Raw genomic sequence first — 22,811 nt, 5'->3', positions numbered from 1 at the left:
TTGGTGAGATAGCGGGATGGTGTCCGGAGGACGCCGGCGGTTGCTTCGCCGGGGCCGACCGGGTGGGCCACGGCTGCGCGTGTCCCGACAGCCGGCCTCCCGGTACCAGGGCGCCCGGAGCGATGTCGACTTGTCGCCGGATGGAACACTTGGAACGTGGCACATCTCGACGTATCCGGTATCGACTACTTCCTCTCCGACGGCAGGCAGCTGCTCAACGGCGTCGCCTTCAAGGTCGGCGACGGCCACAAGACGGCCCTGATCGGCCCGAACGGCACGGGCAAGACCACCCTCCTGCGCATCGTGTCCGGGGACCTGTCACCCGACGAGGGGGCGGTGAGCCGGTCGGGGACGATGGGCATCATGCGGCAGTTCGTCGGTCAGGTCCGTGACGACTCGACGGTCCGCGACCTCCTCGTCTCCGCCGCGCCGCCCCTGCTCGCGGCGGCCGCGCAGCGGATCGAGGACGCCGAACTCGCGATGATGGAGGCCGACGACGAGCCGACGCAGATGACGTACGCGCAGGCGATCGCCGACTGGGGTGACGCAGGCGGCTACGAGCTGGAGACCACCTGGGACGAGGTCACGATGGCCGCCCTCGGTGTGCCGTTCGACCGCGCCCAGTACCGTGCGGCGTCCTCCCTCTCGGGCGGAGAGCAGAAGCGGCTCGTGCTGGAGGCCCTGTTCTCGGGTCCCGACGAGCTCCTGCTCCTGGACGAGCCCGACAACTACCTGGACGTGCCCGGCAAGCGCTGGCTCGAGGGGAAGCTGCGGGAGTCGAAGAAGTCGGTGCTGTTCGTGAGCCACGACCGCGAGCTGCTCGCCAATGCGGCCACGCGCATCGTGACGCTGGAACCCGGGGTCCTCGGGGCCTCGTCGTGGACCCACGGCGGGGGGTTCGAGACCTACCTGAAGGCGCGGGAGGACCGCAACGCGCGGTTCGAGGAACTCCGCAAGCGCTGGGACGAGGAGCATCTCAAGCTCAAGGAACTCGTCAACATGTACAAGAACAAGGCTGCATTCCGCTCGGACATGGCGAACCGGTACCACGCGGCGCAGACACGGCTGGCGAAGTTCCTCGAAGCCGGCCCGCCCGAGGCCATCCCCCTCGAGCAGAACGTGTCGATGCGGCTGGCGGGAGGGCGGACCGCCAAGCGCGCCGTCGTCGCCCGGAAGCTCGAACTGACGGGACTCATGAAGCCCTTCAGCACCGAGATCTGGTTCGGGGACCGCGTGGGCGTGCTCGGCTCCAACGGCTCGGGCAAGTCCCATTTCCTGCGGTTGCTCGCCGCCGGCGGGTCCGACCCGGACAAGGAGCACCAGCCCGTGTCCGACGTCGACATCGCCGCCGTGCCGCACGAGGGCTCCGTGAAGCTGGGTGCGCGGATCCGCCCCGGGTTCTTCGCGCAGACGCACTCCCGCCCGGACCTCCTCGGCCGGACCCTCGTGGACATCCTGCACCGCGGCGACGAGCACCGGTCGGGGCTGGGTCGGGAGGCTGCGTCCGCCGTGCTGGACCGCTACGGGCTCGCCGCGCAGGCGGAGCAGCCGTACGACTCCCTGTCCGGCGGCCAGCAGGCGAGGTTGCAGATCCTGCTGCTGGAACTCTCCGGGGCCACCCTCCTGCTGCTCGACGAGCCGACGGACAACCTGGACCTTCATTCGGCGGAGGCCCTGGAGCGCGCCATCGACGCCTTCGAGGGGACCGTCATCGCCGTCACGCACGACCGCTGGTTCGCCAGGAGCTTCGACCGCTTCCTGGTCTTCGGATCCGACGGCAAGGTGTACGAGACGAAGGAGCCCGTGTGGGATGAGAGCAGGGTCGTCCGCGCCCGTTAGGATCCTTCGTCCACACGTCCTCCACACGCTTTCCACAGGGTTATCCCCAACCGGTGGATAAGTGGCGGCGCCGCCCGGGTGATCGGACGTGAAGTGCATCGGGGTGGCACGGGGCGAGGGGGAGGCGCGGACGGCGTGCGTTTGAAGTGCGCGGCAGCGCCCCCTACGGTTGCAAGATGAAGTCCTCCGTCCGAGCAGCCATGTTCGCCACCTATGCGATCTTCGGGCTCAACGGTCTCGTGTTCGCCAGCTGGGCCGCTCGGATCCCCGCCGCCTCGAGCACCCTGGGCCTGGGCGCCGGCCAGACGGGGACCCTGCTGCTCATCGGGGCCATCGGCTCGGTGCTGTCCCTGCCGCTGGCCGGCCTCGCCGCTGCCCGCTTCGGCACCGGCAACACCGTCCGCCTCGGGGGTACCGCGGCGGGCCTGGCGGCGGTCGCGGTCGCGCTCGGTCTCGTGACCGTCTCGGTGCCGGTGGTCGCCGTCGGGCTGTTCCTGTTCGGGAGCGGCATCGCACTCTGGGACGTGGGACAGAACATCGAGGGGGCCGACGTCGAACGCCGGGTCGGGCGGACCATCATGCCGCGCTTCCACGCCGCGTTCAGCGGCGGAGCCTTCGTGGGTGCCCTGATCGGTGCGGGACTGTCGGCGCTCGACGTACCGCTGTCCACGCACCTCGTCGCTGTCGCCGTCCTCAGCCTCGCCGTGTCGCTGTGGACGCCGCGATACTTCCTGCCGGACACCAAGAGCGGCGAGGCCGCCTCCGATGCGCCGCGGCGATCCCGGGGGAGTGGCCTCGGCGCGTGGGGCGAGCCCCGGACCCTGCTGATCGGTCTCGTGGTACTGGGCGCCGCGCTGACCGAGGGCGCCGCGAACGACTGGGTGGCGAAAGCCACGGTGGACGGACTGGGGACCGCGGAGAGCACCGGCGCCGTCATGTTCGCCGTCTTCGTCGCCGCCATGACGGCGCTGCGCTTCGTCGGCGGTCCCCTGATCGACCGGTTCGGCCGCGTGCGGGTCCTCCAGGCCGGCCTGGGCTCCTCCCTCGTGGGACTCGTGCTGTTCGTCGTCGCCCCTTCCGTACCGCTGGCCGCCGTCGGCGCCATCCTCTGGGGTGCGGGAGCGGCCCTGGGCTTCCCGATGGGCATGTCCGCCGCAGCGGACGAGCCCGAGCACGCCGCGGCGCGGGTCTCGGTGGTGTCCACCATCGGGTACACGGCGTTCCTCGCCGGCCCGCCGCTCCTCGGTTTCCTCGGCGACGTCGTCGGGATCCGCACGGCGCTGCTCGCCGTGGGGGTGGCCGTGCTGGCGTCCTTCCTCGTCGCGCCGGCCGCCCGTGAGCGGACCGCCGCCACCGAGGCATTGCGGACAAGTCCTGACCGAATTCCCTAGGTCACGCTGAAGGATAAGTTCTACCCTTTTCCTCATGGCGATTATCGAGGCAGAAGGTCTGAAGAAAACCTATTCATCGAAGAGCGGGCCCGTGCATGCGCTCGACGGCATGGATCTCTCCGTTCCTCAGGGAACAGTCAAGGCCCTGCTGGGGCCCAACGGTGCAGGGAAGACCACCGTGGTCAAGATCCTCACCACACTCATCCAACCGACGGCGGGCACGGCCCACATCGACGGCATCGACGTCCGCCGGAATCCGAAGGCAGCACGCCGCATCATCGGCGTCTCCGGCCAGTATGCAGCCGTGGACGAGAACCTGACCGGACTCGAGAACCTCGAGATGGTGGGCCGGCTGTACCATCTCGGTGGCCGTGAAGCGCGCCGCCGGGCGCAGGAGCTGATCGACCAGTTCGAGCTGACGGAGGCCGGCAACCGCCCCGTCAAGGGCTTCTCCGGCGGCATGCGGCGCCGGATCGACCTCGCCGGAGCGCTGGTCATCAACCCCAAGATCCTCTTCCTCGACGAACCGACCACGGGGCTCGATCCCCGCAGCCGGATCTCGCTGTGGGGCATCATCCAGAACCTCGTCAAGGACGGCACCACGCTGCTGCTGACCACGCAGTACCTCGAGGAGGCGGACCAGCTCTCGGACGACATCGCGGTGATCGACGGCGGCAGGACCATCGCCGAGGGCACCTCGGACCAGCTGAAGGCGCAGATCGGCGGGCATCGCGTGGTCGTGTCGCTCGTCGACGCAGCCGACGCCGGCGCCGCGGCGGGGATCCTCGCTCGCCACGGGGAGGGCGTGCCCGTGGTCGGTGCCGACGGCCGCAGTATCGAGGTGGCCGTGACCGAGGGCCCGCGGGCCCTCCAGTACATCCTGTCCGAACTCGGGGAGGGTGGTATCCAGCTGCACGACGCCGGCATGCGGCGTCCGAGCCTCGACGACGTGTTCCTGCAGCTGACGGGGCACCGCGCCGAGGACACCGACCAGCCAGCGCCCCAGAAGGAGGCGGCAGCATGAGCGTCCTTGCCCCCGAGGACCGGCAGCCCGAGAACCAGGGTCCATCCACGCCGCAGGGCACGCCCTCCGACCGGTCGTCCGAGCTGGCCATGTGGTTCTCCGACGGGTGGACCGTCACCAAGCGGAACCTCATCAAACTGAAGCGCTCGCCGGACATGCTGGTGTTCGCCGTCCTGCAGCCCATCATGTTCGTGCTGCTCTTCAGCCAGATCTACGGCGGCTCCATCCAGGTGGAGGGCAGCGACTACACGCAGTACCTGATGGCCGGCATCTTCGCCCAGACGGTGATCTTCGGGTCCACGTTCTCCGGCTCGGCGATGGCCCAGGACCTCAAGGACGGCATCATCGACCGCTTCCGCACCCTGCCCATGAGCTCGTCGGCCGTCCTCGTCGGACGGACCAACAGCGACCTCGTGCTCAACACGCTCTCCGTGTTGATCATGATGGGCACGGGCTTCCTGGTCGGCTGGCGCGTCAACACCCCGCTGACCAGCGTGCTCGCCGGCATCGGTCTGCTGCTGCTCTTCTCCTACGCCTTCAGCTGGGTCATGGCTCTGCTGGGCATGTCGGTGAAGAGCCCGGAGGTCATCAACAACGCCTCCTTCATGATCCTGTTCCCGCTCACGTTCATCTCGATCGCCTTCGTCCAGTCCCAGAACCTCCCGGGGCCTCTGGAGACCTTCGCCAACTGGAATCCGGTCTCAGCGCTGGTGCAGGCGGTCCGTGAACTCTTCGGCAACACGGGGACCGTCCCGACGCCCGACGTGTGGCCCATGCAGAACGCCCTTTTGACCGTGCTGATCGGGGCGGCTCTCATGCTCGTGGTCTTCGTGCCACTCAGCGTGCGGAAGTTCGCGTCCATCAGCAGCCGCTAGCGAACGCTGCGTCCGTCCGTCGCCGGCGTCGTCCGAAAGAGGTACTGCCGCACTCTCCGCGATCATCCCTGGGGCCGGTGACCCGCACCGGCCCCACGCCTACTGTTGGTAGGGGAGCCGCGCCCGCGGCATCCCGGACGTGGAACCATCACGAAGGACACTCTAATGATCGAGGCTCAGGCCCTCTCGAAGCGGTACGGCGCCAAGGTGGCGGTCGATGCTGTTTCCTTCACCGTGCAGCCCGGTAAGGTGACCGGTTTCCTCGGCCCGAACGGTGCCGGGAAGTCCACCACGATGCGCATGATCGTCGGGCTCGACAACCCCTCCGGCGGGCGCGTGACCGTCAATGGGCGGCCCTATGCCCAGCACAGGGCCCCGCTGCGGGAGGTGGGTGCGCTCCTGGACGCCAAAGCCGTCCATACCAAGCGTTCGGCCTACAACCACCTCCGGGCCATGGCGGCGACCCACGGCATCCCGAACAGCCGGGTCAGGGAGGTCATCGAGCTCACCGGACTCGGCCCGGTGGCGAAGAAGCGGGTCGGCGGGTTCTCCCTGGGCATGGGCCAGCGACTCGGGATCGCGGCCGCGCTGCTGGGGGACCCGCACACGGTCATCCTCGACGAGCCCGTGAACGGTCTGGACCCGGAGGGCGTGCAGTGGGTGCGTCACCTGGCGAAGGGGCTCGCGTCCGAGGGGCGCACGGTCTTCCTGTCCTCGCACCTGATGTCGGAGATGGCGTTGACGGCGGATCATCTGATCGTGATCGGCCGCGGCCGGATCATCGCCGACGCCCCCATCCAGTCCATCATCGACGGGCAGGGCAAGGCCCGGGTCAGGGTGCGGGCGGACCGCCCCCAGGACCTGCTCGGCGGCCTCGCCGGGGAGGGCGTCAGTTCCCAGGTGCTCGAGCCCGAACTGGTCGAGATCACCGGGGTCGAGCCCCGCCGTATCGCGGAGGTCGCCCTCCGGGAGCGCGTCCTGGTGTACGAGCTCACGCCGTTGCAGGTGTCCCTCGAGGACGCCTACATGCAGCTCACCCAGACCGAAGTCGAGTACCACTCGCATGCCCTGCCCGCCGCCGGCGAGGCCCCCGCGCTCGTGGAAGGACGCTGACCATGGCCACCTCGACACCCCCCGCTCCCGCCCGGCAGTCGCACAAGCAGGCCGAACCCGGTCCCGGCGTGAACTTCGGCCGCGTCCTGAAGTCCGAGTGGATCAAGGTCACCACCGTCCCCTCGACCGTCATCCTGATCGTCTCGACCGTCGTCGTGATGGTGGGGCTCGCTGCCCTCGCGGCCTGGGCCATCTCCATCACGCAGCAGGACCTCGGGTCCTCCGGTGCCCCCCAGGGCGGCCAGGGCGGGCCGCCCGCCGATTTCGACCCGGCCAGTCAGGCCTGGGAGATCCCGTCCTCCGGGCTCATCTTCGGGCAACTGCTGATCGCCTCCCTCGCCGTGGTCCTCATCGCCTCCGAGTGGGCCACCGGCATGATCCGGTCCACGATGGTCGCCGTCCCGAAGCGCGCCCCGGCCCTGCTGGCGAAGAACGCGATCATCGCGATCATCGCCTTCGTCGTCGGCGCCGTGTCCGCCTTCCTTTCCTATCTCGTGGCCCAGCCGATCCTCGCCGGGGAGGACCTGGACTTCGCCATCACGACCGAGGGCGTCCTGCCCAGCATCCTGAACTCCGGCAGCTACCTGGCGTTCATCGCCATCATCTCGATGGGCATCGGGACGCTGCTCCGCAACACAGCGGGCGGCGTGGTCACGGCGGTCGCCCTGTTCTTCGTGGTTCCCGTGATCATCGTGAACCTGCTGTCCGGCCTGGCCGACTGGATCCCCGATGCCGCCCGCTTCCTCCCCACGAACGCCGGTAACCAGCTGATCGCCATCTCGACCGAGAGCGACGCCCTGACCCAGTTCCAGGGTGGTCTCGTCATGGGGGCCTGGGCGCTCGTGCTCCTGGTTGCCTCCCTGCTGGTCACCAGGACGCGGGATGTCTAGGACGCCTTCCAGCCGGCGCCCGTGACGCGAAGCCATGACTGACCGACCCTTGGTGGGGGAGACCGCGGAACGAACGGCTGCGGTCTCCTTCACCGAGCTCAACGCCCGGCGGCTGGGGCCCTTCCGGCGGTTCTTCCGCAGCCATCCGCGGGCCATGGACGCCGTCGTCGTCCTGGTGTTCGTCCTGTTCGCCTTCCCGAACGCCGTTCTCGTCGTCCTCGACGACGACAACTGGCTCGGCGTGGCCGGTGTGGTGCTGGCCGCCACCGCGCTGGCGTTCCGCCGTGACCGGCCACTGCTCGTCCTTGCGCTCGTCGCGGTCCTCGACGTCCCGGTCAGCATCCTGACCGAGGGCGCCGGGAGCAGCGGGGTCGCCACCATGTTCGCCCTCTACACCGTGGCCGTGGCGTACCCGCTGCGGCAGGCGCTCGTTGCCGCCGCGGTGGCGACGGTCCTGTCGGTGAGCGCCCTGTTCCTCATCCCGGTCAGCACCTTCGGCGACGCGCCGGGCGTGATCTGGCTCCTCAGCGGATTCATCGTGATGTTCCTCGCCGTCGCCGTCGGCGTGGGGGTCACGGTGCGTAGGGATCGCCAGCACGAGAGCGTCCTGCGCGAGTGGGCCGCCCGGAACGCCGAGCTGGCGTCCGCGGGGGAGCGCAACCGGATCGCACGGGAGATGCACGACGTCGTCGCGCATTCGCTGACCGTCATGGTGGCATTGTCCGACGGCGCCGCCGTCGTCATGAAGCGCGATCCCGAGCGAGCGGCGGCGGTGCTCGGCGAGTTGTCGGGCACGGGCCGCACGGCCATCGCCGACATGCGTCGCGTCCTCGGGGTCCTGCGGACCGAGGCCGTGAGCGGGTCCCTCGAGCCGTTGCCGGCGTCGAGTTCGCTGGCGCAACTGCTGGACGGCTTCCGCGCCGCGGGCCTGCCGCTGAGGGTGACCACGACGGGGCCGATGCTGCCGGAGGATCCCGCGTTCCAGCTGACGGTGTACCGGATCCTGCAGGAGTCCCTGACCAACGTCCTGCGGTACGGCAAGGGCGTCACGCTGGTCGACGTCGTGATCGCCCGGACCGGGGACGCGGTGGAGCTCCGCGTGGCGGACGACGGACGGGGTGCCATGGGGCCCGTCGCCTCGCTCGGCTCCGGCCAGGGCATCGCCGGCATGCGGGAGCGTGCCGCCATCTATGCCGGCACCGTCGAGTGCGGCGGCCGTCCTTCGGGCGGCTGGCTCGTCGAGGTGTGGCTGACAGTTCCCGACGCCTCCGGCGGACCGGGCAATCAACGGGGGAAAGAGAAAGATGACCACGCAGCACGACACACCGACCACGCCCATCAGGGTTCTGCTCGCTGACGACCAGCCGCTCCTGCGGATGGGCTTCCGGCTCATCCTCGAGGGCGAACCCGACCTGGAGATCGTCGGGGAGGCGTCCACCGGGGCCGAGGCCGTCCGGCTCACCGCCGACCTGTCGCCCGACGTCGTGCTGATGGACGTGCGGATGCCGCAGGGGGACGGCATCGAGGCGACGCGCCGGATCGCATCGTCGGGATCGTCCGCGCGGATCATCATCCTGACGACCTTCGACCTGGACGAGTACGCCTTCGCCGGGCTGCAGGCCGGCGCCTCGGCGTTCCTGCTCAAGGACGTGGCGCCCGAGGGGCTGGTGCAGGCGGTGCGCGTCGTCGCGAGCGGGGACGCCGTCGTCGCGCCGCGCGTCACGCAGCGGCTCCTCGAGACCTACGTGCGGTCCCTCCCACCGGTGCAGAGGACGACGGCGGCACCGGACCGGCGCCTCGCCGAGCTGACGCCCCGCGAACGGGAGGTGCTGGAGGCGATCGCCGAGGGCCTGTCCAACGCCGAACTCGCGGCCCGGTTCTTCCTGTCGGAAGCGACCATCAAGACGCACGTGCGGCGGATCCTGACGAAGCTGGACCTCAGGGACCGCGTGCAGGCCGTGGTGTACGCGTACGAGAACGCCATCGTGGTGCCGGGTCCTGCGCATTGAGGGAGACCGTCCGAGCGGGTCCTGCTGCGCGCGGGTCCGGATCACGCCCTTCACGGCATCTGGTTGAATCGGGGGATGAGCCCAGCACCCGCGCACATCCAGGACCTCGGAGCCTATGTCTCGGCGTCGCCGTCGAGCTTCCACGCAGTGGCGGAGGCCGGCCGGCGACTGGTGGCCGCAGGATTCCGGCAGCTGGTGGAACAGGACCCCTGGGAGGGAGGGGCCGGGAGCTTCTTCGTCATCCGCGACGGCGCCCTGATCGCGTGGACCGTGCCGTCGGCGGCGGGTCCGACGACCGGGTTCCACATCCTCGGCGCGCACACCGATTCGCCGTCGTTCAAGCTCAAGCCCAGGCCCACCACCGGGAAGTACGGCTGGCTGCAGGCCGGCGTGGAAGTGTACGGCGGTCCCCTCCTGAACTCCTGGCTGGACCGCGAACTCGCATTCGCCGGCCGGCTCACCCTCCACGACGGCACTGAACACCTCGTGTCCACCGGGCCGATGCTGCGTTTCCCTCAACTCGCGATCCACCTCGACCGCGCCGTCAACGACGGCCTGGCCCTCGACAAGCAGCGCCACATGAACCCGGTCTGGGGTCTCGGAGAGCCCGCGGGTGCCGACCTCCTCGGACTCCTCGCCGCCGGCGCCGGCGTCGACCCGCGCGCAGTCGGCGGCTTCGACGTCGTCGTGGCCGACACGCAGGACCCGCGCGTCTTCGGCGCACACGGGGAGTTCTTCGCCTCCGGACGGCTCGACAACCTCTCCTCCGTCCATGCCGGGCTCACGGCGCTCATCGGGGCGTCGTCGGACGGGCCTGCGCACGGACCGATCGCCGTCCTCGCGGCGTTCGACCACGAGGAGGTGGGCAGCGGCTCCCGGTCCGGCGCCAGCGGGCCCTTCCTCGAGGACATGCTCCTGCGGATCTCGCTGGGGCTCGGCGCCGGGACGGAGGAGCGGCTGCGGGCCCTCGCGGTGTCCTTCTGCGTCTCCGCCGACGCCGGCCATGCCGTGCACCCCAACTACGCGGAGCGGCACGACCCCGCCAACCTGCCGGTCCTCAACGGTGGTCCGCTGCTGAAGATCAACGCCAACCAGCGGTACACCACCGACGCCCCCGGCGCCGCATACTGGGCGGCACTCTGCCGCGCCGCCGGCGTGCCGTACCAGGAGTTCGTGTCCAACAACGTGATGCCGTGCGGCTCGACGATCGGACCGCTCACCGCCACCCGGCTCGGCATCCGCACGGTCGACGTCGGGGTGCCGCTGCTGTCCATGCATTCGGCGCGTGAACTCTGCGGCGTCGACGATCCCGGGTACCTGGCACAGGTCAGCGGCACGTTCTTCCGCGGCGGGCAGTAGGGGACTCCCCCCGAGTTCGTCCCGGCCGGTCCGTCCGGTAGCATTGAGACGTCTGTGCCACAGCCGTTCGTCGGTCAGTACCGAGGACGGTGGCCGGACCAACGCAAAAGAACCTCCTGTTGCGGAAAGACCGCGACCGCTCAGCCCAGAGGAGGTGGGTTCACACATGCGTGCATATGAATTGATGGTAATCATCGACCCCGACGTCGAGGAACGCTCCATCGACCCAACACTCGAGAAGTTCCTGAATGTCGTCCGCAACGGCGGCGGCACCGTGGACAAAGTGGATATCTGGGGACGCCGGCGCCTTGCGTACGAGATCCAGAAGAAGACCGAAGGCATCTACGCCGTCGTCAACTTCACCGCGACCCCGGCCGTGGCTTCCGAGCTCGACCGCCAGCTGAGCCTCAACGAGACGATCATGCGCACCAAGATCATCCGCCCCGAGGAGCAGAAGGTTTCCGCCGAGTAATCTCGGTAGATCCCTCATCCATTCATCCCGCTCCGGCGGGAAGTGACTCAAGGAGGCACCATGGCAGGCGAAACAGTCATCACGGTGATCGGCAACCTCACCAACGACCCCGAGCTGCGGTTCACGCCGTCGGGATCAGCGGTGGCCAACTTCACCATCGCGTCCACTCCTCGCACGTTCGACCGCCAGACCAACGACTGGAAGGACGGCGAAACGCTGTTCCTCCGGGCATCGGTGTGGCGTGAGGCTGCGGAGAACGTCGCCGAGACCCTGACCAAGGGAACCCGTGTGGTTGCCCAGGGCCGACTCAAGTCACGTTCGTACGACACCAAAGAGGGCGAGAAGCGCACCGTCATGGAGCTGGAGGTGGACGAGATCGGTCCATCCCTGCGCTATGCGTCCGCGAAGGTCACCCGTACCCAGCGCTCCGGCGGCGGGAACAGCGGCGGCTTCGGGGGCAACTCCGGCGGCAATTCCGGGGGCAACTCCGGCGGTTCGAACTCAGGATCAGGTTGGGGCGGGGGCCAGCAGGCCCAGCAGCCCGCGGATGACCCCTGGGGTGCTCCTTCGGGCGCTCCCTCGGGTGGAAACTCGCAGGGCTGGGGTAACGGCCCCGACTCCGAGCCTCCCTTCTAGGCACCTCCAGGCAGCAGTTCCGTTCCCGGAACTGCTGCCGCGGTCACCGACAGGTGACTGGCACGTCCCATCCCGCAGAATCGTTCTGCGGGCTCCACCATCCAAAGGAGCACCACGATGGCTAAGGCTGAACTCCGTAAGCCCAAACCAAAGTCCAACCCCTTGAAGGCCGCTGACGTCACCGTCATCGACTACAAGGACGTAGCCCTGCTGCGTAAGTTCATTTCCGATCGCGGAAAGATCCGTGCCCGTCGCGTCACCGGTGTGACCGTCCAGGAGCAGCGCAAGATCGCCCAGGCAATCAAGAACGCCCGCGAAGTCGCCCTCCTGCCGTACTCCGGCGCCGGCCGCGGCTAGGGAAAGGGACACACTATGTCGAAGCTCATTCTGACCCAGGAAGTCACCGGACTCGGTGCCGCAGGCGACGTCGTCGAGGTGAAGAACGGTTACGCACGTAACTACCTTCTGCCCCGCGGCTTCGCCCTGATGTGGAGCAAGGGTGGCGAGAAGCAGGTCGAGTCGATCAAGGCTGCCCGCTCCGCCCGCGAGCACGCATCGCTCGAGGACGCCCAGCGTCAGGCCGCCGCACTGTCGGCGAAGCCCGTCACCCTGACCGTCAAGGCGGGTGGCTCCGGCCGCCTGTTCGGCACGGTCAAGGCCGACGACGTCGCGAAGGCCGTCGAGGCCGCAGGCCTCGGCAAGATCGACAAGCGCAAGGTCGAACTCCCGGCGCACATCAAGTCGGTCGGCTCGTACCAGGCCAATGTCCGTCTCCACGAGGACGTCGCAGCAGTCATCGACCTGGACGTCGTCGCAAGCTAGGCAGCCAGGGGTCCCCGGACGAGCGAAGCGAGTTCGGGGAAGGCCGCCTAGCGCTAGCAGCCAGGGGTCCCCGGACGAGCGAAGCGAGTTCGGGGAAGGCCGCCTAGCGCTAGGCGGCGCCGCACCAGCGTCACCGGATCCATCAGGGAGCCTCCGCCATCACGGCGGGGGCTCCCTGCCGTTTCGGGTCTCTTCCGGCCATTCGCACGAGAGCATGTTTCCCGTTCCGGCTCCGGATCCATGCCTGCCCGCGACTCCACCCACCCGGTCCGGACCGGCTCGGAAAGTACACTCCGGGGTATATGCCCTGCGCCGGCGCGGAACTTCCCGGATCTGTGAGTTTCCCGAGGGTTGCACTGCGGGTATATATGCGGCCACGCCACTGGAACAACGCCCGCGGCGGTCCTGTCAACAGCAGTCCTGTGGATGACCGATGTCTCACCACCAATCTCGGTCCACAGGCCGTGGACAACATCGTCGCAGGTCAGACGCTGATTCATGGTCGAGATGTTTTCTTGTCCACAGGGTTGTCCCCATCCTGTGCACAAGATATGCCGTGCAATCCACAGCTTATTCACACTTACCCACAGCCCCTGTTGGCACAGCGCTTGGCGGTGCCCCGGGAGGGGACTAGCGTTGCGGGGGATTCCCAAAAGTGAGGGTGTCGGGTGATAGGCCTGTTCCTGTCGGACCCGCCCCGGGTGTCCGGTTGACGCCTCGGCGCAACCGCTTCGACAGTAGGAGAAAGGCCCCTCAGTGTCCCTCGCACATGCAGACTCATCATCGGACACCCGGAGCCCCGAATTCTCGCGTACGCCGCCGCAGGACCTCGTGGCGGAGCAGTCCGTGCTCGGCGGCATGATGCTGTCCAAGGACGCGATCGCCGACTGCGTCGAGGTCCTTCGCGGCGTGGACTTCTACCGGCCCGCCCACGAGAGCATCTACGAGGCCATCATCGACCTCTACGGCCGTGGCGAGCCGGCCGACGCCGTCACGGTGTCCGACGAACTGACCAAGCGCGGCGAGATCTCCCGCATCGGCGGCCCTGCCTACCTCCATACGCTGATCCAGTCCGTGCCGACGGCGGCCAATGCGGGCTTCTACGCCGAGATCGTGCGGGAGCGGGCCGTCCTGCGCAGGCTGGTCGACGCGGGTACCAAGATCGTGCAGCTCGGCTACTCCAACGACGGCGAGGTGGACGACCTCGTGAATGCGGCCCAGGCCGAGGTGTATGCGGTGGCGGAACGCCGCACCGCCGAGGACTACGTGGCGCTCAAGGACATCATCGAGGGCACGGTCGACGAGATCGAGTCGGCCGGCCACAAGGGCGAGGGCATGACGGGCGTGCCCACCGGTTTCTACGAACTGGATGAGCTCACGCAGGGACTCCACGGCGGCCAGATGATCGTCGTCGCCGCCCGCCCCGCGATGGGCAAGTCGACCTTCGCCCTGGACTGGGCCCGGTCGGCAGCCATCAAGCACAACATGACCACGGTCTTCTTCTCCCTCGAGATGGGCCGCAACGAGATCGCCATGCGCCTCCTCTCCGCCGAGGCCACCATCGGGCTGCAGGATCTCCGCAAGGGCACGATCAAGGACGAGCAGTGGGGGAAGATCGCCACCACCATGGGGCGCATGAACGACGCCCCGCTGTTCATCGATGACAGCCCGAACATGTCGCTGATGGAGATCAGGGCCAAGTGCAGGCGGCTGAAGCAGCGTCACGACCTCAAGCTCGTGGTGCTGGACTACCTGCAGCTCATGTCCTCCGGGAAGCGGGTGGAATCCCGTCAGCAGGAGGTCTCGGAGTTCTCACGTGCCCTGAAGTTGCTGGCGAAGGAGCTCAATGTCCCGGTGGTGGCGCTGTCGCAGCTGAATCGTGGGTCCGAGCAGCGGACGGACAAGCGGCCGCAGGTCTCGGATCTGCGCGAGTCGGGGTCGATCGAGCAGGATGCCGACATGGTCATCCTGCTGCACCGCGACGACGTGTACGACAAGGAGTCGGCGCGCGCGGGTGAGGCCGACGTCATCGTCGCCAAACACCGTAACGGTCCCACCAAGACGCTCGTCGTCGGGTTCCAGGGCCACTACTCACGCTTCAACAACATGGCCGCGGACGGCGGAGGCTACTAGTCCTTCTTGGGTCCGAGCTCGAGGATGACCGTTTTGAGGCGATCGCGCAGGTCCTCGGAGGCGAGGCCGTCCTCGGCCATCAGTTCGTTCTCGATGTTCTTCGCCCGCTCCAGGGCCTTCAGCCCGGCCGACGTGATCGTGATGCGCTGGCTGCGCCGATCGGCGGAGTTACGGAGCCGGGTCACGAGGCCCCGCTTCTCGAGGCGATCGAGCGTACGCCCCACCGTCTGCGCCTGGACGTGGACCAGCTGGGCGAGTCGCACGCCGGTGAGGGTACCTTCACGTTCGAGCACTCCCAGCGTCGTGAGACCCGCGTGCGTGATGCCGATGCTCAGGAGCTTCTCGTTCCAGGAATGCTCGACAATGCGGGCTGCGGTCGTCAACAGGCGGCTGGTCGACCAATCGTTCAACTCAGGCACGATAGCGTGTCCTTCCCCTCGGTCGTCAGCGGGTAAATCCGCTCGTTCCTGCTACTTACTCTAGATAACAATACCCGAAATAGACAGCAGGCTTATTATAATTCCTGCACTACGGGCAAGAAGGTTGCTCACATCTTCCGGGGAGGCGGTAGGTGCTGCCCCTCCAACGGCAGGAGGACCCGGGGCGATGCCCCGGGTCCTCCTAAATCAGCACATGCTAGCGGTTGTTGCCCCGGCGCGTGCCTTCGTCGCCGTCGACGTCGATCTGCTCCTTGCGGACTTCTTCACTGACGGTCTCGTTGGTGGTGACGGTCTCCTTGTCGAGGCGCACGCGCTCGACGGGGACCGCTTCCTTCTCGACGACCGGGCGCTCGGCGTGGAGGGTCACTTCGTGCTCCTCCTCGCTGATGGCCGGGCCGTCGAGCGCGTCGCCACGGTTGGCGTCCGTGATGGGCTCGCGCTCCACGCGGACTTCCTCGCGGCTGACGGGGACGGTCTTCGTCACGTTCTCGGTGACGACGTACTTGCGCATGCGGGCACGGCCGGCCTCGCGGCTTTCCGTTCCGACGCGCAGCTGCTCCTCGGAGCGGGTCATCGCATCGTCCGTGGTGGGGCCGGAGGTGTCGTGGCCCACGGTCCCGCGGTCCGTGTCCGTCAGGTCCGCGCGGCGGCCGCTCGTGTCGAGGTCGACATCGCGGTCGTTCAGGCCGGCGGTGCCAGTCCCGGTCGTCGTGCGGGTCGTGTCCGTGTAGTTGCTGGTGCCGCCGCCGATCTCGTAGTGGCGGTAGAGGCGATCCTCTTCCTCCGGGCTGAGATTGCCGTCGGACTCGATGCGCGGGGCGTCCTTCACCTGGTGCTTGCTGTAGGGAACCCGGACGTCATGACCTTCGACGTCGGCGCCCTGGAGCGGGATGAAGGACTCGGAGGTGCCGAACAGGCCCGTCTTCGCCGTGACCCAGCTGGGCTCGCCGGTCTGGTCGTCGAGGTAGACCTGGCCGATCGAGCCGATCTTCTCTCCGTCCGAACCGAGCACGTTGCCGCCGTTGCCGAGCATGGTGTCGATGTTGTCCTGAGTAATCATTTCCTTCTCCTTCTGAGTAATCTCACTGTGAGGGTATGGATTTCTCGGCTGTGTTCCACCGGGAGGTTCCACCGGGGGCTAGAGCCCCCGAGACCACCGGCCTCTAGAGTAAGCATACTTAGTACCGGATGGGAAGCAGGCTTAGCGTTTTCTTCGGATCGAGCCGCACCGTGGCCGTTCATCCGCGGTGGTCGCGGCGCAGCAACTTTCGCGGCGCCGGTCGCGTCCGTATGATGGGCAGAAGGTCCAGCCACCGGCCTGAAACCCTTCGAATCGCCCCACGCGTGCGCTTGATGCGAAGGATCCGCTGCAGTCGTCAGCTTCGAGCGCCGGTAGGTCACTCGGGGACGCCGGACGACAGGGCGGAATCCGGAGCACCCATTGCCACGCGGCCGGCCGACTCGCCGAGCTCCCGTGAAAGGGTACTCATGTCAGCACCACGTCCCCCGTACATCCACGAGGTCATGATCGCCGCCGCGGATCTCGAGAACGCCGAGTTCGAGCGCGACCGCCTGGTGATCGCCTGCGGCGAGGCGATCCGGCAGGCTCTGGCCACCGGCCTCACGCACGCCGAGATAGGGCTGGCGGCCAATCTGCAGGAGGTGGAGGTCAGGCGCCTCGCGGAGGCTCCTGGCTACGGTCCTGACGTCCTCGGAGGCGTGGCCGGCTCGGCCCGGTCCGCCCAGGCCCAGGAAGCCTCGCTGATCAGCCTCGACCCGTCGCTCGTACGCGGGCTGCGCCACGACGGCGGGCGGGCGTTCATCGACCTGACGGCGGGCGCGGCCGGGGGGCCGGATGCCGCCAGCTGACGCGGGTCCCGGAGCCGGAAGAGGCGAGGGCAGGATCGCCCTGCTGGTCATCGACATGCAGAACGCCTTCTTCGAGGACGAGACCCTCGCCAGGCAGCAGGAGGGCCTTGTCGCGGCCTGCAACGGGCTGATCGGTGTCGCGCAGCGCGGAGGGGCCCCCGCGCTCGTGGTGCGCACCGAACACCTGCGGGACGGCTCGACGTGGACGCGGTCGATGCTCGACGACGGTCAGGGCTTTATCTTCCGCGGCAGTCATCAGGCGGACGTCGTTGCAGGGCTGCGCGTGGACGGCCTCGAGGTCGTGACGAAGTCCCGTGACAGCGCTTTCTTCGGCACCGATCTTGCGGTGCGGCTCCGCGCCCTGGGCGTGGACCACCTCGTCCTCGCCGGTGTCTCGACCCACAGTTGCATCGCGCAGACGGGGGCCGACGCCTTCGCACACGACTTCCAGGTCAGCTACGCCCTCGACGCAATCGGCAGCACGAACGAGCAGTACGCCGATGCGATGCTGGAGATCATCTCCGTGGGGTACCGCCAGTCCGTCCTCGGCCGGGTCGAGGCGGAGTCGCTGTTCGCGTGATGCGCGAGCTGCGACATCGGGGTGGAACGACGACGGCGGTCATCGGAGAAGCTCCGGTGACCGCCGTCAGTGCGTGGTGGATCAGCGCTGCTGGACGTTCGACTTGGCATCCTGCGCGCTGCCCTTGACGTCACTGGCGGCCCGCTGGCCCTCACCCTTGACGTCCTTGACGGCGTGCTGGCCCTCGTCCTTGACGGTCTGCACGGAATCGGCGGCCGATTCCTTCACGGACTGGACCGCTTCCTGTGCCGGCTCCCGGACCTCCTCGACGACCTGCTTGGCTGCCTCGGTGACCTTCTCCTTCAGGGGTGCAACCTGCTCCTTGAGTTGGGCGGCGGCCTGCTGCTCCTTCTGGCTGGCAGGGATGAGCGAGCCCACGAGGAGCCCGGCGCCGAAGGCGATCAGCCCCGCGGCGAGCGGGTTGCCCGCTGCCTTGTTCGAGATCTGGGCGGGTGCTCCCTGGACCGTGTGGCCGGCATGCTGGAGCTTGTCCCGGGCGGAACCGGCTGCTGAGTGAGCGCTGCCGAGGCCGCTGTCGAAGCCGCTGCCGGTCTTGTCCTTGGCGTGTCCGGCCTTGTCCTTGACCGCCCCCGTCACGTCCTCGGCCTTGCCGAGCACGGAATCCTTGACGTCTTCGGCCTTGCCCATGACGGTCTCCTTCACGTTGCTGAAGCTGTGCTTGACCTTGTCGGTCTGGCGCTGCGCGATGTTCGCGGGGTTCACCTTGTCGGCGATGGCGTCGACGTCCGTCCCCAATTCCTGGCGGGTGCGTTCGATATCTGCGCGGATCTCATCTGGCGTCTGGCTCATGGGGTGTGCTCACCTGGTTTCAGTGTCGGCGGAATCTCTTTGACGGTCTCCGCTGTCTGGGGGAGACCCTTGACCTGCTGCATTTCCTTCTTGCCCTTCATGGCGAGCACCGCGGCGACGATGCCCCAGAGGACGGCCACGATCACGGCGGCCCAGCCGAGCGGCATGAAGGCACCGAGGCCCCACATGAGGGCGAGGGACAGGAACAGGAGGACGAAGTGGCCTCCGACGGCTGCGCCGGCGAACATGCCTGCGCCCTTGCCGGCCTTCTTGGCCGACTCGGTGGCCTCGGCCTTGGCCAGGGCCACCTCCTGGCGCATGAGCTTGGAGAGATCCTTCGTCACCTCCCCGAGCAGCTCTCCTACCGACGCACTGGCGGAGCGCTGCTCGGCCTCTGTCGGCAGGGGTGCGGCGGCCTGATGGGCGCCACCGGTGTATGCCTCACTCATCAGCGCAGGCCCCCGTCATTCGGCCGGGTGCCCACGGGAGGGGTGCCGGGCGCGATGGTGGGGTAATCGTCCGTCGGGTCCACGAAGGCCGGGTTGGAGCCGGCGACGTGCTGTCCGCCCGTGGTCTCGCCGAAGCCCGCGGAGGCGGGGGTGCCGCTGTAGGCGTCGGAGCCGACCTGCGTGTACCCGGAGTACGTACCCGTCGTGGCGGTTCCGGCGGACGAGGAGTCCCGGCCGGAGGTGCCGGCCGAATCGCTGTTGCCCTTGGCGCCGCGGGTCAGACGGCCGACGACGAGGCCGGTGCCTGCCGCGATGGCGAGGAAGGTCCCCGGCTTGCGCCGTGCGAACGCCTTGACGTCCTCGAGGATGTCGGAGGCGTCGCGGTTCTCGAGCCAGCTCGCCGCCGATCCCGTGCGCTGCGATGCCTGCTTGACGAGGTCCGACACGAAGTGGTTGTCCGACTTGTCGGCCATGGACTGCAGTTCATCCGAGACGCCGCGAATGCCCTCGGTGATCTTCTGCTGCTGGGTCCCGGCCTGGGACTTGACCTCGGAGGTCACGGTACCGAGGAGGTTCTTTGCCTGCGAGCCGACCTCGGCCGCGACGTTCTTCGCTTCGGTGGCGGCGGTGCCGGCGACATCCTTGGCGTCGGCCGCGGCGGTGCCTGCGACGTTCTTCGCCGCTTCCTTGCCGTCCTGGCCTACCTTCTTGGCCTGGTCCTTGGCCGCAGACTTCTTGGAGTCGTCGGAACCGGTGGTGCCACCGGAGAATTCTGTGCTGCCGAGCTCATGGGTGCTGAGGTCCGCGGTGGACGACTCAGGCCCGGTGGTGGAGGGAACCAGGGGATCCTGCGGCCAATTCTGCGTAGTCATGGTTGTTCCTTACGTTGATATTGCCGTTAAAGCGGATGCTCCATCGTGTTCTCGATGCGATGGTCCGGCAGTTCGTGCTGGACTTGTTCCCAAAGCTAAGCATGCTTAGCTTCAATCTCGCAAGCTCTTTCTCCAGATACTGCAAGATAAAAACAAGTAGACTTAGCATCTTACGGAACGAGCAGGCCTGCCGCTAGCGTCGACACGACAGGATCTCCAGCGGCCGCTTCCAGAAGGAGCGGAATCCCCGGGGTCCCGACGCGGAGAGGAAAGCACCAGTGTTCTTCCACAAGCAAGAGCTCCAGTACAAAGCCACCCCCGACAAGCCCGACGCGGTCTACGCCCGCAAGCTCCAGGAGGTTCTCGGGGGCCAGTACGGCGAGATCACCGTGGCCCTGCAGTACAGCTTCCAGGCCTGGAACGCGCACATCCCCGGCAAGTACCGGGACCTCCTGTTCGGGATCGGCGCGGAGGAGTTCGGTCATGTCGAGATGCTCGCCACGATGATCGCCCAGCTCCTCGAGAAGGCGCCGCTCGGAATCACCGAGGACGCCGTTCAGTCCGACCCGGCCGTCGCGGCCGTACTCGGTGGCACGGACATGCAGCACGCCATCGTCGCAGGCGCCGGGGCACGGCCGGTGGACAGCATGGGCAATCCGTGGCAGGGGAGCTATGTGACCGCCAGCGGCAATCTGCTCGCCGACTTCACGGCCAACGCGAACGCCGAGATGCAGGGCCGGCTCCAGGTGGCGCGCCTCTATCACATGACCGACGACCACGGGATCCGGGACATGCTGTCCTTCCTGCTCGCCCGCGACACCATGCACCAGAACCAGTGGTTGGCTGCGGCCCGGGAACTGCAGGAGTCCAAGATGGAGGAGCTGCCCGTGCCGAGCAACTTCCCCCTCAAGAAGGAAGAGCGGAGCGTCGCCTACCAGTACCTCAATTTCTCCGACGGTAAGGCGGCATCCACGGGCAGCTGGGCCTCCGGCCCCACGCCGGACGGCAAAGGTGAGTTCACCTACCACGACGGCCCGACGACGAGTGCTCCCATGCCGCCGGCCACCCACCCCGATGCGCGGTTCTACGGGACCACCGAGATCCCGAACACCGTCGAGAAGATGGCGGGCACCCTGCAGGACAAACTGAACCGCGAATAGCCTTTCGCGGGCTACCGAGAGAGGGCAGTCTCATGACGAACACGAACAACCGCACGGTGGATGGTGGTCGTACCACCCTGCAGCGCGCCGCCCAGGCGGTGGGCGTCGTCTTCCTGTTGGTAGGAATCCTGGGCTTCATCCCGGGGATCACCTCCAATTACAGCAGCATGGCGTTCGCAGGACACCAGTCCGAGGCGCTGCTGCTCGGCATCTTCCAGGTGTCGATCCTCCACAACATCGTCCACCTGCTCTTCGGTGTCGCCGGCCTGGCGATGGCGAAGACCGTCTCGGGCGCCCGCGCCTACCTGCTGGGTGGTGGCGTGATCTACGCGATCCTGTGGATCTACGGACTGATCATCGACCAGCAGTCGGCAGCAAACTTCGTTCCGGTGAACGATGCCGACAACTGGCTCCACCTCGTGCTCGCGATCGGCATGATCGCCCTCGGGCTGATCCTCAGCCGCGACACCTCGAGGAGCACGAACCGCGCCTGACCCGGTTCCTCCACCGGGAGGAGCCCCACGCGCTGAATGAAAGAACGACGACACCGGATCTGCGGGTGCCCACGGGCGCCGGCCGACCCGGCGTCGTCGTGCGGTGGCACGTGCCGCGGGTGCCCCCGACCGCAGACGCGAAGTATGCTTAGTATCGCGGCCCGGATCAGTGGGCGCGTCCGCCCACAGAAGAGGTCCTTGATGAAGCAGCCCTCCCCGCGCGGAGAACTCAGCGCCCTCCTCCTGTCCGTCATCGCAGGATCCGTGGCGTCCGCACAGGATGCCCTTCCCCGACTCGACGCGCTCACCGGGGAGTCGATCTCCCGGACGCCGGACATCCTGCACGACGACGACCTCCAGCTCGCACTCTTCTGCCTGTACGAGCTGCACTACAGCGGCATCGACGGGGCGGGTGACGACTGGGAGTGGGACCCGGACCTCCTGCGGATCCGGCACCGCATCGAGGCCGCCTTCGAACAGAGGGTCCGCGACGAGACCGTCGTCCCCGCCTTGCCCGAGCCCACGAGCGAAGCGGTCTGCGCGGAGCTGTTCCGGCTGACCGGCGAGGACGGTGGGCCCAGCATGTCCCGTTTCGTCGCGAAGTCCGCGACGGACGACCAGCTGCGGGAGTTCCTCGTACACAAGTCCGTCAACCAGCTGAGGGAAGCAGATCCGCACACCTTCGCGATCCCGCGGCTGTCCGGACGTTCGAAGGCCGCGATGGTGGAGATCCAGGCGGACGAGTACGGCAACGGACTGCCGGCCCGGATGCACTCCGCGCTCTACGCCCGGACGATGCGCGAACTCGGCATGGACGACGCCTACGGTGGCTACCTCGACGCCGTCCCGGCGATCACGCTGGCCGTCAACAACCTGATGTCGCTGTTCGGCCTCCACCGCCGCCTCCGGGGTGCGATCGTGGGGCACCTCGCCGCCTACGAGATGACCTCGTCCCAGCCCAACCGCCTGTACTCACGGGGCTTCAAGCGCCACGGGTACGGCCCCGACGTCACGGAATACTTCGACGAGCACGTCGAGGCCGACGCCGTCCACGAGCAGATCGCCGGGCGGGACATGGCCGGCGGGCTCGTCGAGTCCGATCCGCGCCTGCTCGAGGACGTCCTCTTCGGGGCTGCCGCTGGTCTCGCGATCGACACCCTCATGACGGTGCACATCATGGAGTCCTGGGAAGCCGGGCGGTCCTCGCTGCGTGCCTCGGACGTGGCCGCCTGATGGGCGTGGACAGGGTCGCGGACCAGCAGGATACCGAGGGCACCCAGGAAGCACGCGCCGGCCACCCGCTGAACTCGGGGTCCGCCGCGCCCGTGTCCGTCGTGGCGTGTCCCGACGGACCGCTGCTCGTCCGCGGCGACTTCACGCTCCTCGGCGCCGACGGGGAGGAACTGCCCCGGACCCGGCGCACCGTGGCCCTCTGCCGGTGCGGTGCTTCCGTGCTCAAACCCTACTGCGACGGCTCCCACAAGCTGATCGGCTTCCGCTCCGAGCCCTGATGCGCGTCCGTTCCGCGCGCCGCCGCGGATGGACGATCCCGACATGTGCGGCATGCTGGTGGG

Annotated in this window: 25 protein-coding genes; 20 read left to right on the top strand and 5 right to left on the bottom strand. The window is 68.0% G+C overall.

Annotated elements, in window-relative coordinates; genetic code table 11:
- Positions 1-156 precede the first annotated feature (156 nt).
- The 14 genes from AC4D2E_RS16455 (at position 157) to dnaB (ending at position 14,563) form a co-directional block, all read left to right on the top strand.
- Positions 157-1,839 (top strand): ABC-F family ATP-binding cassette domain-containing protein, encoded by a 1,683-nt coding sequence (locus AC4D2E_RS16455; RefSeq protein WP_490953302.1) that lies wholly within the window; start codon positions 157-159, stop codon positions 1,837-1,839.
- 176 nt (positions 1,840-2,015) lie between these two features.
- Positions 2,016-3,230: an MFS transporter gene (locus AC4D2E_RS16450; protein ID WP_490953301.1), complete on the top strand. Its 1,215-nt coding sequence runs from the start codon at positions 2,016-2,018 to the stop codon at positions 3,228-3,230.
- A 34-nt stretch (positions 3,231-3,264) separates the two neighbouring features.
- Positions 3,265-4,254, top strand: coding sequence for an ATP-binding cassette domain-containing protein (locus AC4D2E_RS16445; RefSeq protein ID WP_490953300.1), 990 nt, complete (start codon positions 3,265-3,267; stop codon positions 4,252-4,254).
- Positions 4,255-4,343: 89 nt separating this feature from the next.
- Positions 4,344-5,129 (top strand): ABC transporter permease, encoded by a 786-nt coding sequence (locus AC4D2E_RS16440; protein WP_181033661.1) that lies wholly within the window; start codon positions 4,344-4,346, stop codon positions 5,127-5,129.
- 165 nt (positions 5,130-5,294) lie between these two features.
- Positions 5,295-6,242, top strand: a complete 948-nt coding sequence (locus tag AC4D2E_RS16435; protein ID WP_104167605.1) for an ABC transporter ATP-binding protein — start codon at positions 5,295-5,297, stop codon at positions 6,240-6,242.
- Between the two features lie 2 nt (positions 6,243-6,244).
- Positions 6,245-7,132 carry an ABC-2 transporter permease gene (locus tag AC4D2E_RS16430; protein WP_104167606.1) on the top strand — a complete coding sequence of 296 codons (888 nt, stop codon included), beginning with the start codon at positions 6,245-6,247 and terminating at the stop codon, positions 7,130-7,132.
- 34 nt (positions 7,133-7,166) lie between these two features.
- A complete protein-coding gene (locus AC4D2E_RS16425) occupies positions 7,167-8,489 on the top strand; it encodes a sensor histidine kinase (RefSeq protein ID WP_490910458.1) in 1,323 nt (440 codons plus the stop codon).
- Entirely contained in the window at positions 8,437-9,141 is a 705-nt protein-coding gene (locus AC4D2E_RS16420) for a response regulator (protein ID WP_104167608.1), read from the top strand. The genes AC4D2E_RS16425 and AC4D2E_RS16420 overlap by 53 nt, the downstream gene beginning before the upstream one ends.
- Before the next feature lie 75 nt (positions 9,142-9,216).
- The gene (locus AC4D2E_RS16415; RefSeq protein WP_490953299.1) at positions 9,217-10,500 is read left to right on the top strand and encodes a M18 family aminopeptidase; all 1,284 of its coding nucleotides are present in this window, start codon (positions 9,217-9,219) and stop codon (positions 10,498-10,500) included.
- Between the two features lie 166 nt (positions 10,501-10,666).
- Positions 10,667-10,972 (top strand): 30S ribosomal protein S6, encoded by a 306-nt coding sequence (rpsF, locus tag AC4D2E_RS16410; protein WP_043442549.1) that lies wholly within the window; start codon positions 10,667-10,669, stop codon positions 10,970-10,972.
- A 60-nt stretch (positions 10,973-11,032) separates the two neighbouring features.
- Positions 11,033-11,608, top strand: coding sequence for a single-stranded DNA-binding protein (locus AC4D2E_RS16405; RefSeq protein WP_104167610.1), 576 nt, complete (start codon positions 11,033-11,035; stop codon positions 11,606-11,608).
- 117 nt (positions 11,609-11,725) lie between these two features.
- Entirely contained in the window at positions 11,726-11,965 is a 240-nt protein-coding gene (rpsR, locus tag AC4D2E_RS16400; protein ID WP_005273147.1) for a 30S ribosomal protein S18, read from the top strand.
- 15 nt (positions 11,966-11,980) lie between these two features.
- The gene (rplI, locus tag AC4D2E_RS16395; RefSeq protein WP_043442543.1) at positions 11,981-12,430 is read left to right on the top strand and encodes a 50S ribosomal protein L9; all 450 of its coding nucleotides are present in this window, start codon (positions 11,981-11,983) and stop codon (positions 12,428-12,430) included.
- A 756-nt stretch (positions 12,431-13,186) separates the two neighbouring features.
- On the top strand, positions 13,187-14,563 hold the full coding sequence (gene dnaB / locus AC4D2E_RS16390) for a replicative DNA helicase (protein WP_394250533.1): 1,377 nt from the start codon (positions 13,187-13,189) through the stop codon (positions 14,561-14,563).
- Here the strand turns inward: dnaB and AC4D2E_RS16385 are convergent.
- Together AC4D2E_RS16385 and AC4D2E_RS16380 are read right to left on the bottom strand one after the other, a co-directional pair.
- Entirely contained in the window at positions 14,560-14,982 is a 423-nt protein-coding gene (locus tag AC4D2E_RS16385; RefSeq protein ID WP_490910456.1) for a MarR family winged helix-turn-helix transcriptional regulator, read from the bottom strand. The two genes, dnaB and AC4D2E_RS16385, sit on opposite strands and share 4 nt — an antisense overlap.
- 217 nt (positions 14,983-15,199) lie before the next feature.
- Positions 15,200-16,063 (bottom strand): DUF2382 domain-containing protein, encoded by an 864-nt coding sequence (locus AC4D2E_RS16380; protein ID WP_490953298.1) that lies wholly within the window; start codon positions 16,061-16,063, stop codon positions 15,200-15,202.
- 428 nt (positions 16,064-16,491) lie between these two features.
- On the opposite strand from AC4D2E_RS16380, the gene AC4D2E_RS16375 reads away from it, so the two are divergent.
- Positions 16,492-16,872, top strand: coding sequence for a hypothetical protein (locus AC4D2E_RS16375; protein WP_490953297.1), 381 nt, complete (start codon positions 16,492-16,494; stop codon positions 16,870-16,872).
- On the top strand, positions 16,859-17,452 hold the full coding sequence (locus tag AC4D2E_RS16370; protein ID WP_490953296.1) for a cysteine hydrolase family protein: 594 nt from the start codon (positions 16,859-16,861) through the stop codon (positions 17,450-17,452). Before AC4D2E_RS16375 ends, AC4D2E_RS16370 begins: the two co-directional genes overlap by 14 nt.
- Before the next feature lie 81 nt (positions 17,453-17,533).
- Here the strand turns inward: AC4D2E_RS16370 and AC4D2E_RS16365 are convergent, their stop codons facing one another.
- The 3 genes from AC4D2E_RS16365 to AC4D2E_RS16355 are packed head-to-tail and all read right to left on the bottom strand — an operon-like array spanning position 17,534 to position 19,583.
- Entirely contained in the window at positions 17,534-18,262 is a 729-nt protein-coding gene (locus tag AC4D2E_RS16365; RefSeq protein WP_104167616.1) for a DUF3618 domain-containing protein, read from the bottom strand.
- Entirely contained in the window at positions 18,259-18,711 is a 453-nt protein-coding gene (locus AC4D2E_RS16360) for a phage holin family protein (protein ID WP_104167617.1), read from the bottom strand. Before AC4D2E_RS16360 ends, AC4D2E_RS16365 begins: the two co-directional genes overlap by 4 nt.
- Positions 18,711-19,583 (bottom strand): hypothetical protein, encoded by an 873-nt coding sequence (locus tag AC4D2E_RS16355; protein WP_490910452.1) that lies wholly within the window; start codon positions 19,581-19,583, stop codon positions 18,711-18,713. The genes AC4D2E_RS16360 and AC4D2E_RS16355 overlap by 1 nt, the downstream gene beginning before the upstream one ends.
- A 278-nt stretch (positions 19,584-19,861) precedes the next feature.
- Here AC4D2E_RS16355 and AC4D2E_RS16350 point away from each other — a divergent pair, with 278 nt between their 5' ends.
- The 4 genes from AC4D2E_RS16350 to AC4D2E_RS16335 all read left to right on the top strand — a co-directional run bounded on the left by AC4D2E_RS16350 (position 19,862) and on the right by AC4D2E_RS16335 (position 22,748).
- Positions 19,862-20,743 (top strand): manganese catalase, encoded by an 882-nt coding sequence (locus tag AC4D2E_RS16350; RefSeq protein ID WP_104167619.1) that lies wholly within the window; start codon positions 19,862-19,864, stop codon positions 20,741-20,743.
- Positions 20,744-20,775: 32 nt separating this feature from the next.
- On the top strand, positions 20,776-21,237 hold the full coding sequence (locus AC4D2E_RS16345) for a DUF4383 domain-containing protein (RefSeq protein ID WP_490953295.1): 462 nt from the start codon (positions 20,776-20,778) through the stop codon (positions 21,235-21,237).
- Between the two features lie 201 nt (positions 21,238-21,438).
- Positions 21,439-22,470 (top strand): iron-containing redox enzyme family protein, encoded by a 1,032-nt coding sequence (locus AC4D2E_RS16340; RefSeq protein ID WP_490953294.1) that lies wholly within the window; start codon positions 21,439-21,441, stop codon positions 22,468-22,470.
- Positions 22,470-22,748, top strand: coding sequence for a CDGSH iron-sulfur domain-containing protein (locus AC4D2E_RS16335; RefSeq protein ID WP_490953293.1), 279 nt, complete (start codon positions 22,470-22,472; stop codon positions 22,746-22,748). Before AC4D2E_RS16340 ends, AC4D2E_RS16335 begins: the two co-directional genes overlap by 1 nt.
- Positions 22,749-22,811: the final 63 nt, after the last annotated feature.

The sequence above is a fragment of the Arthrobacter sp. TJ-265 genome (assembly GCF_058269135.1).
This window is presented reverse-complemented; position numbering and strand designations above follow the sequence as displayed.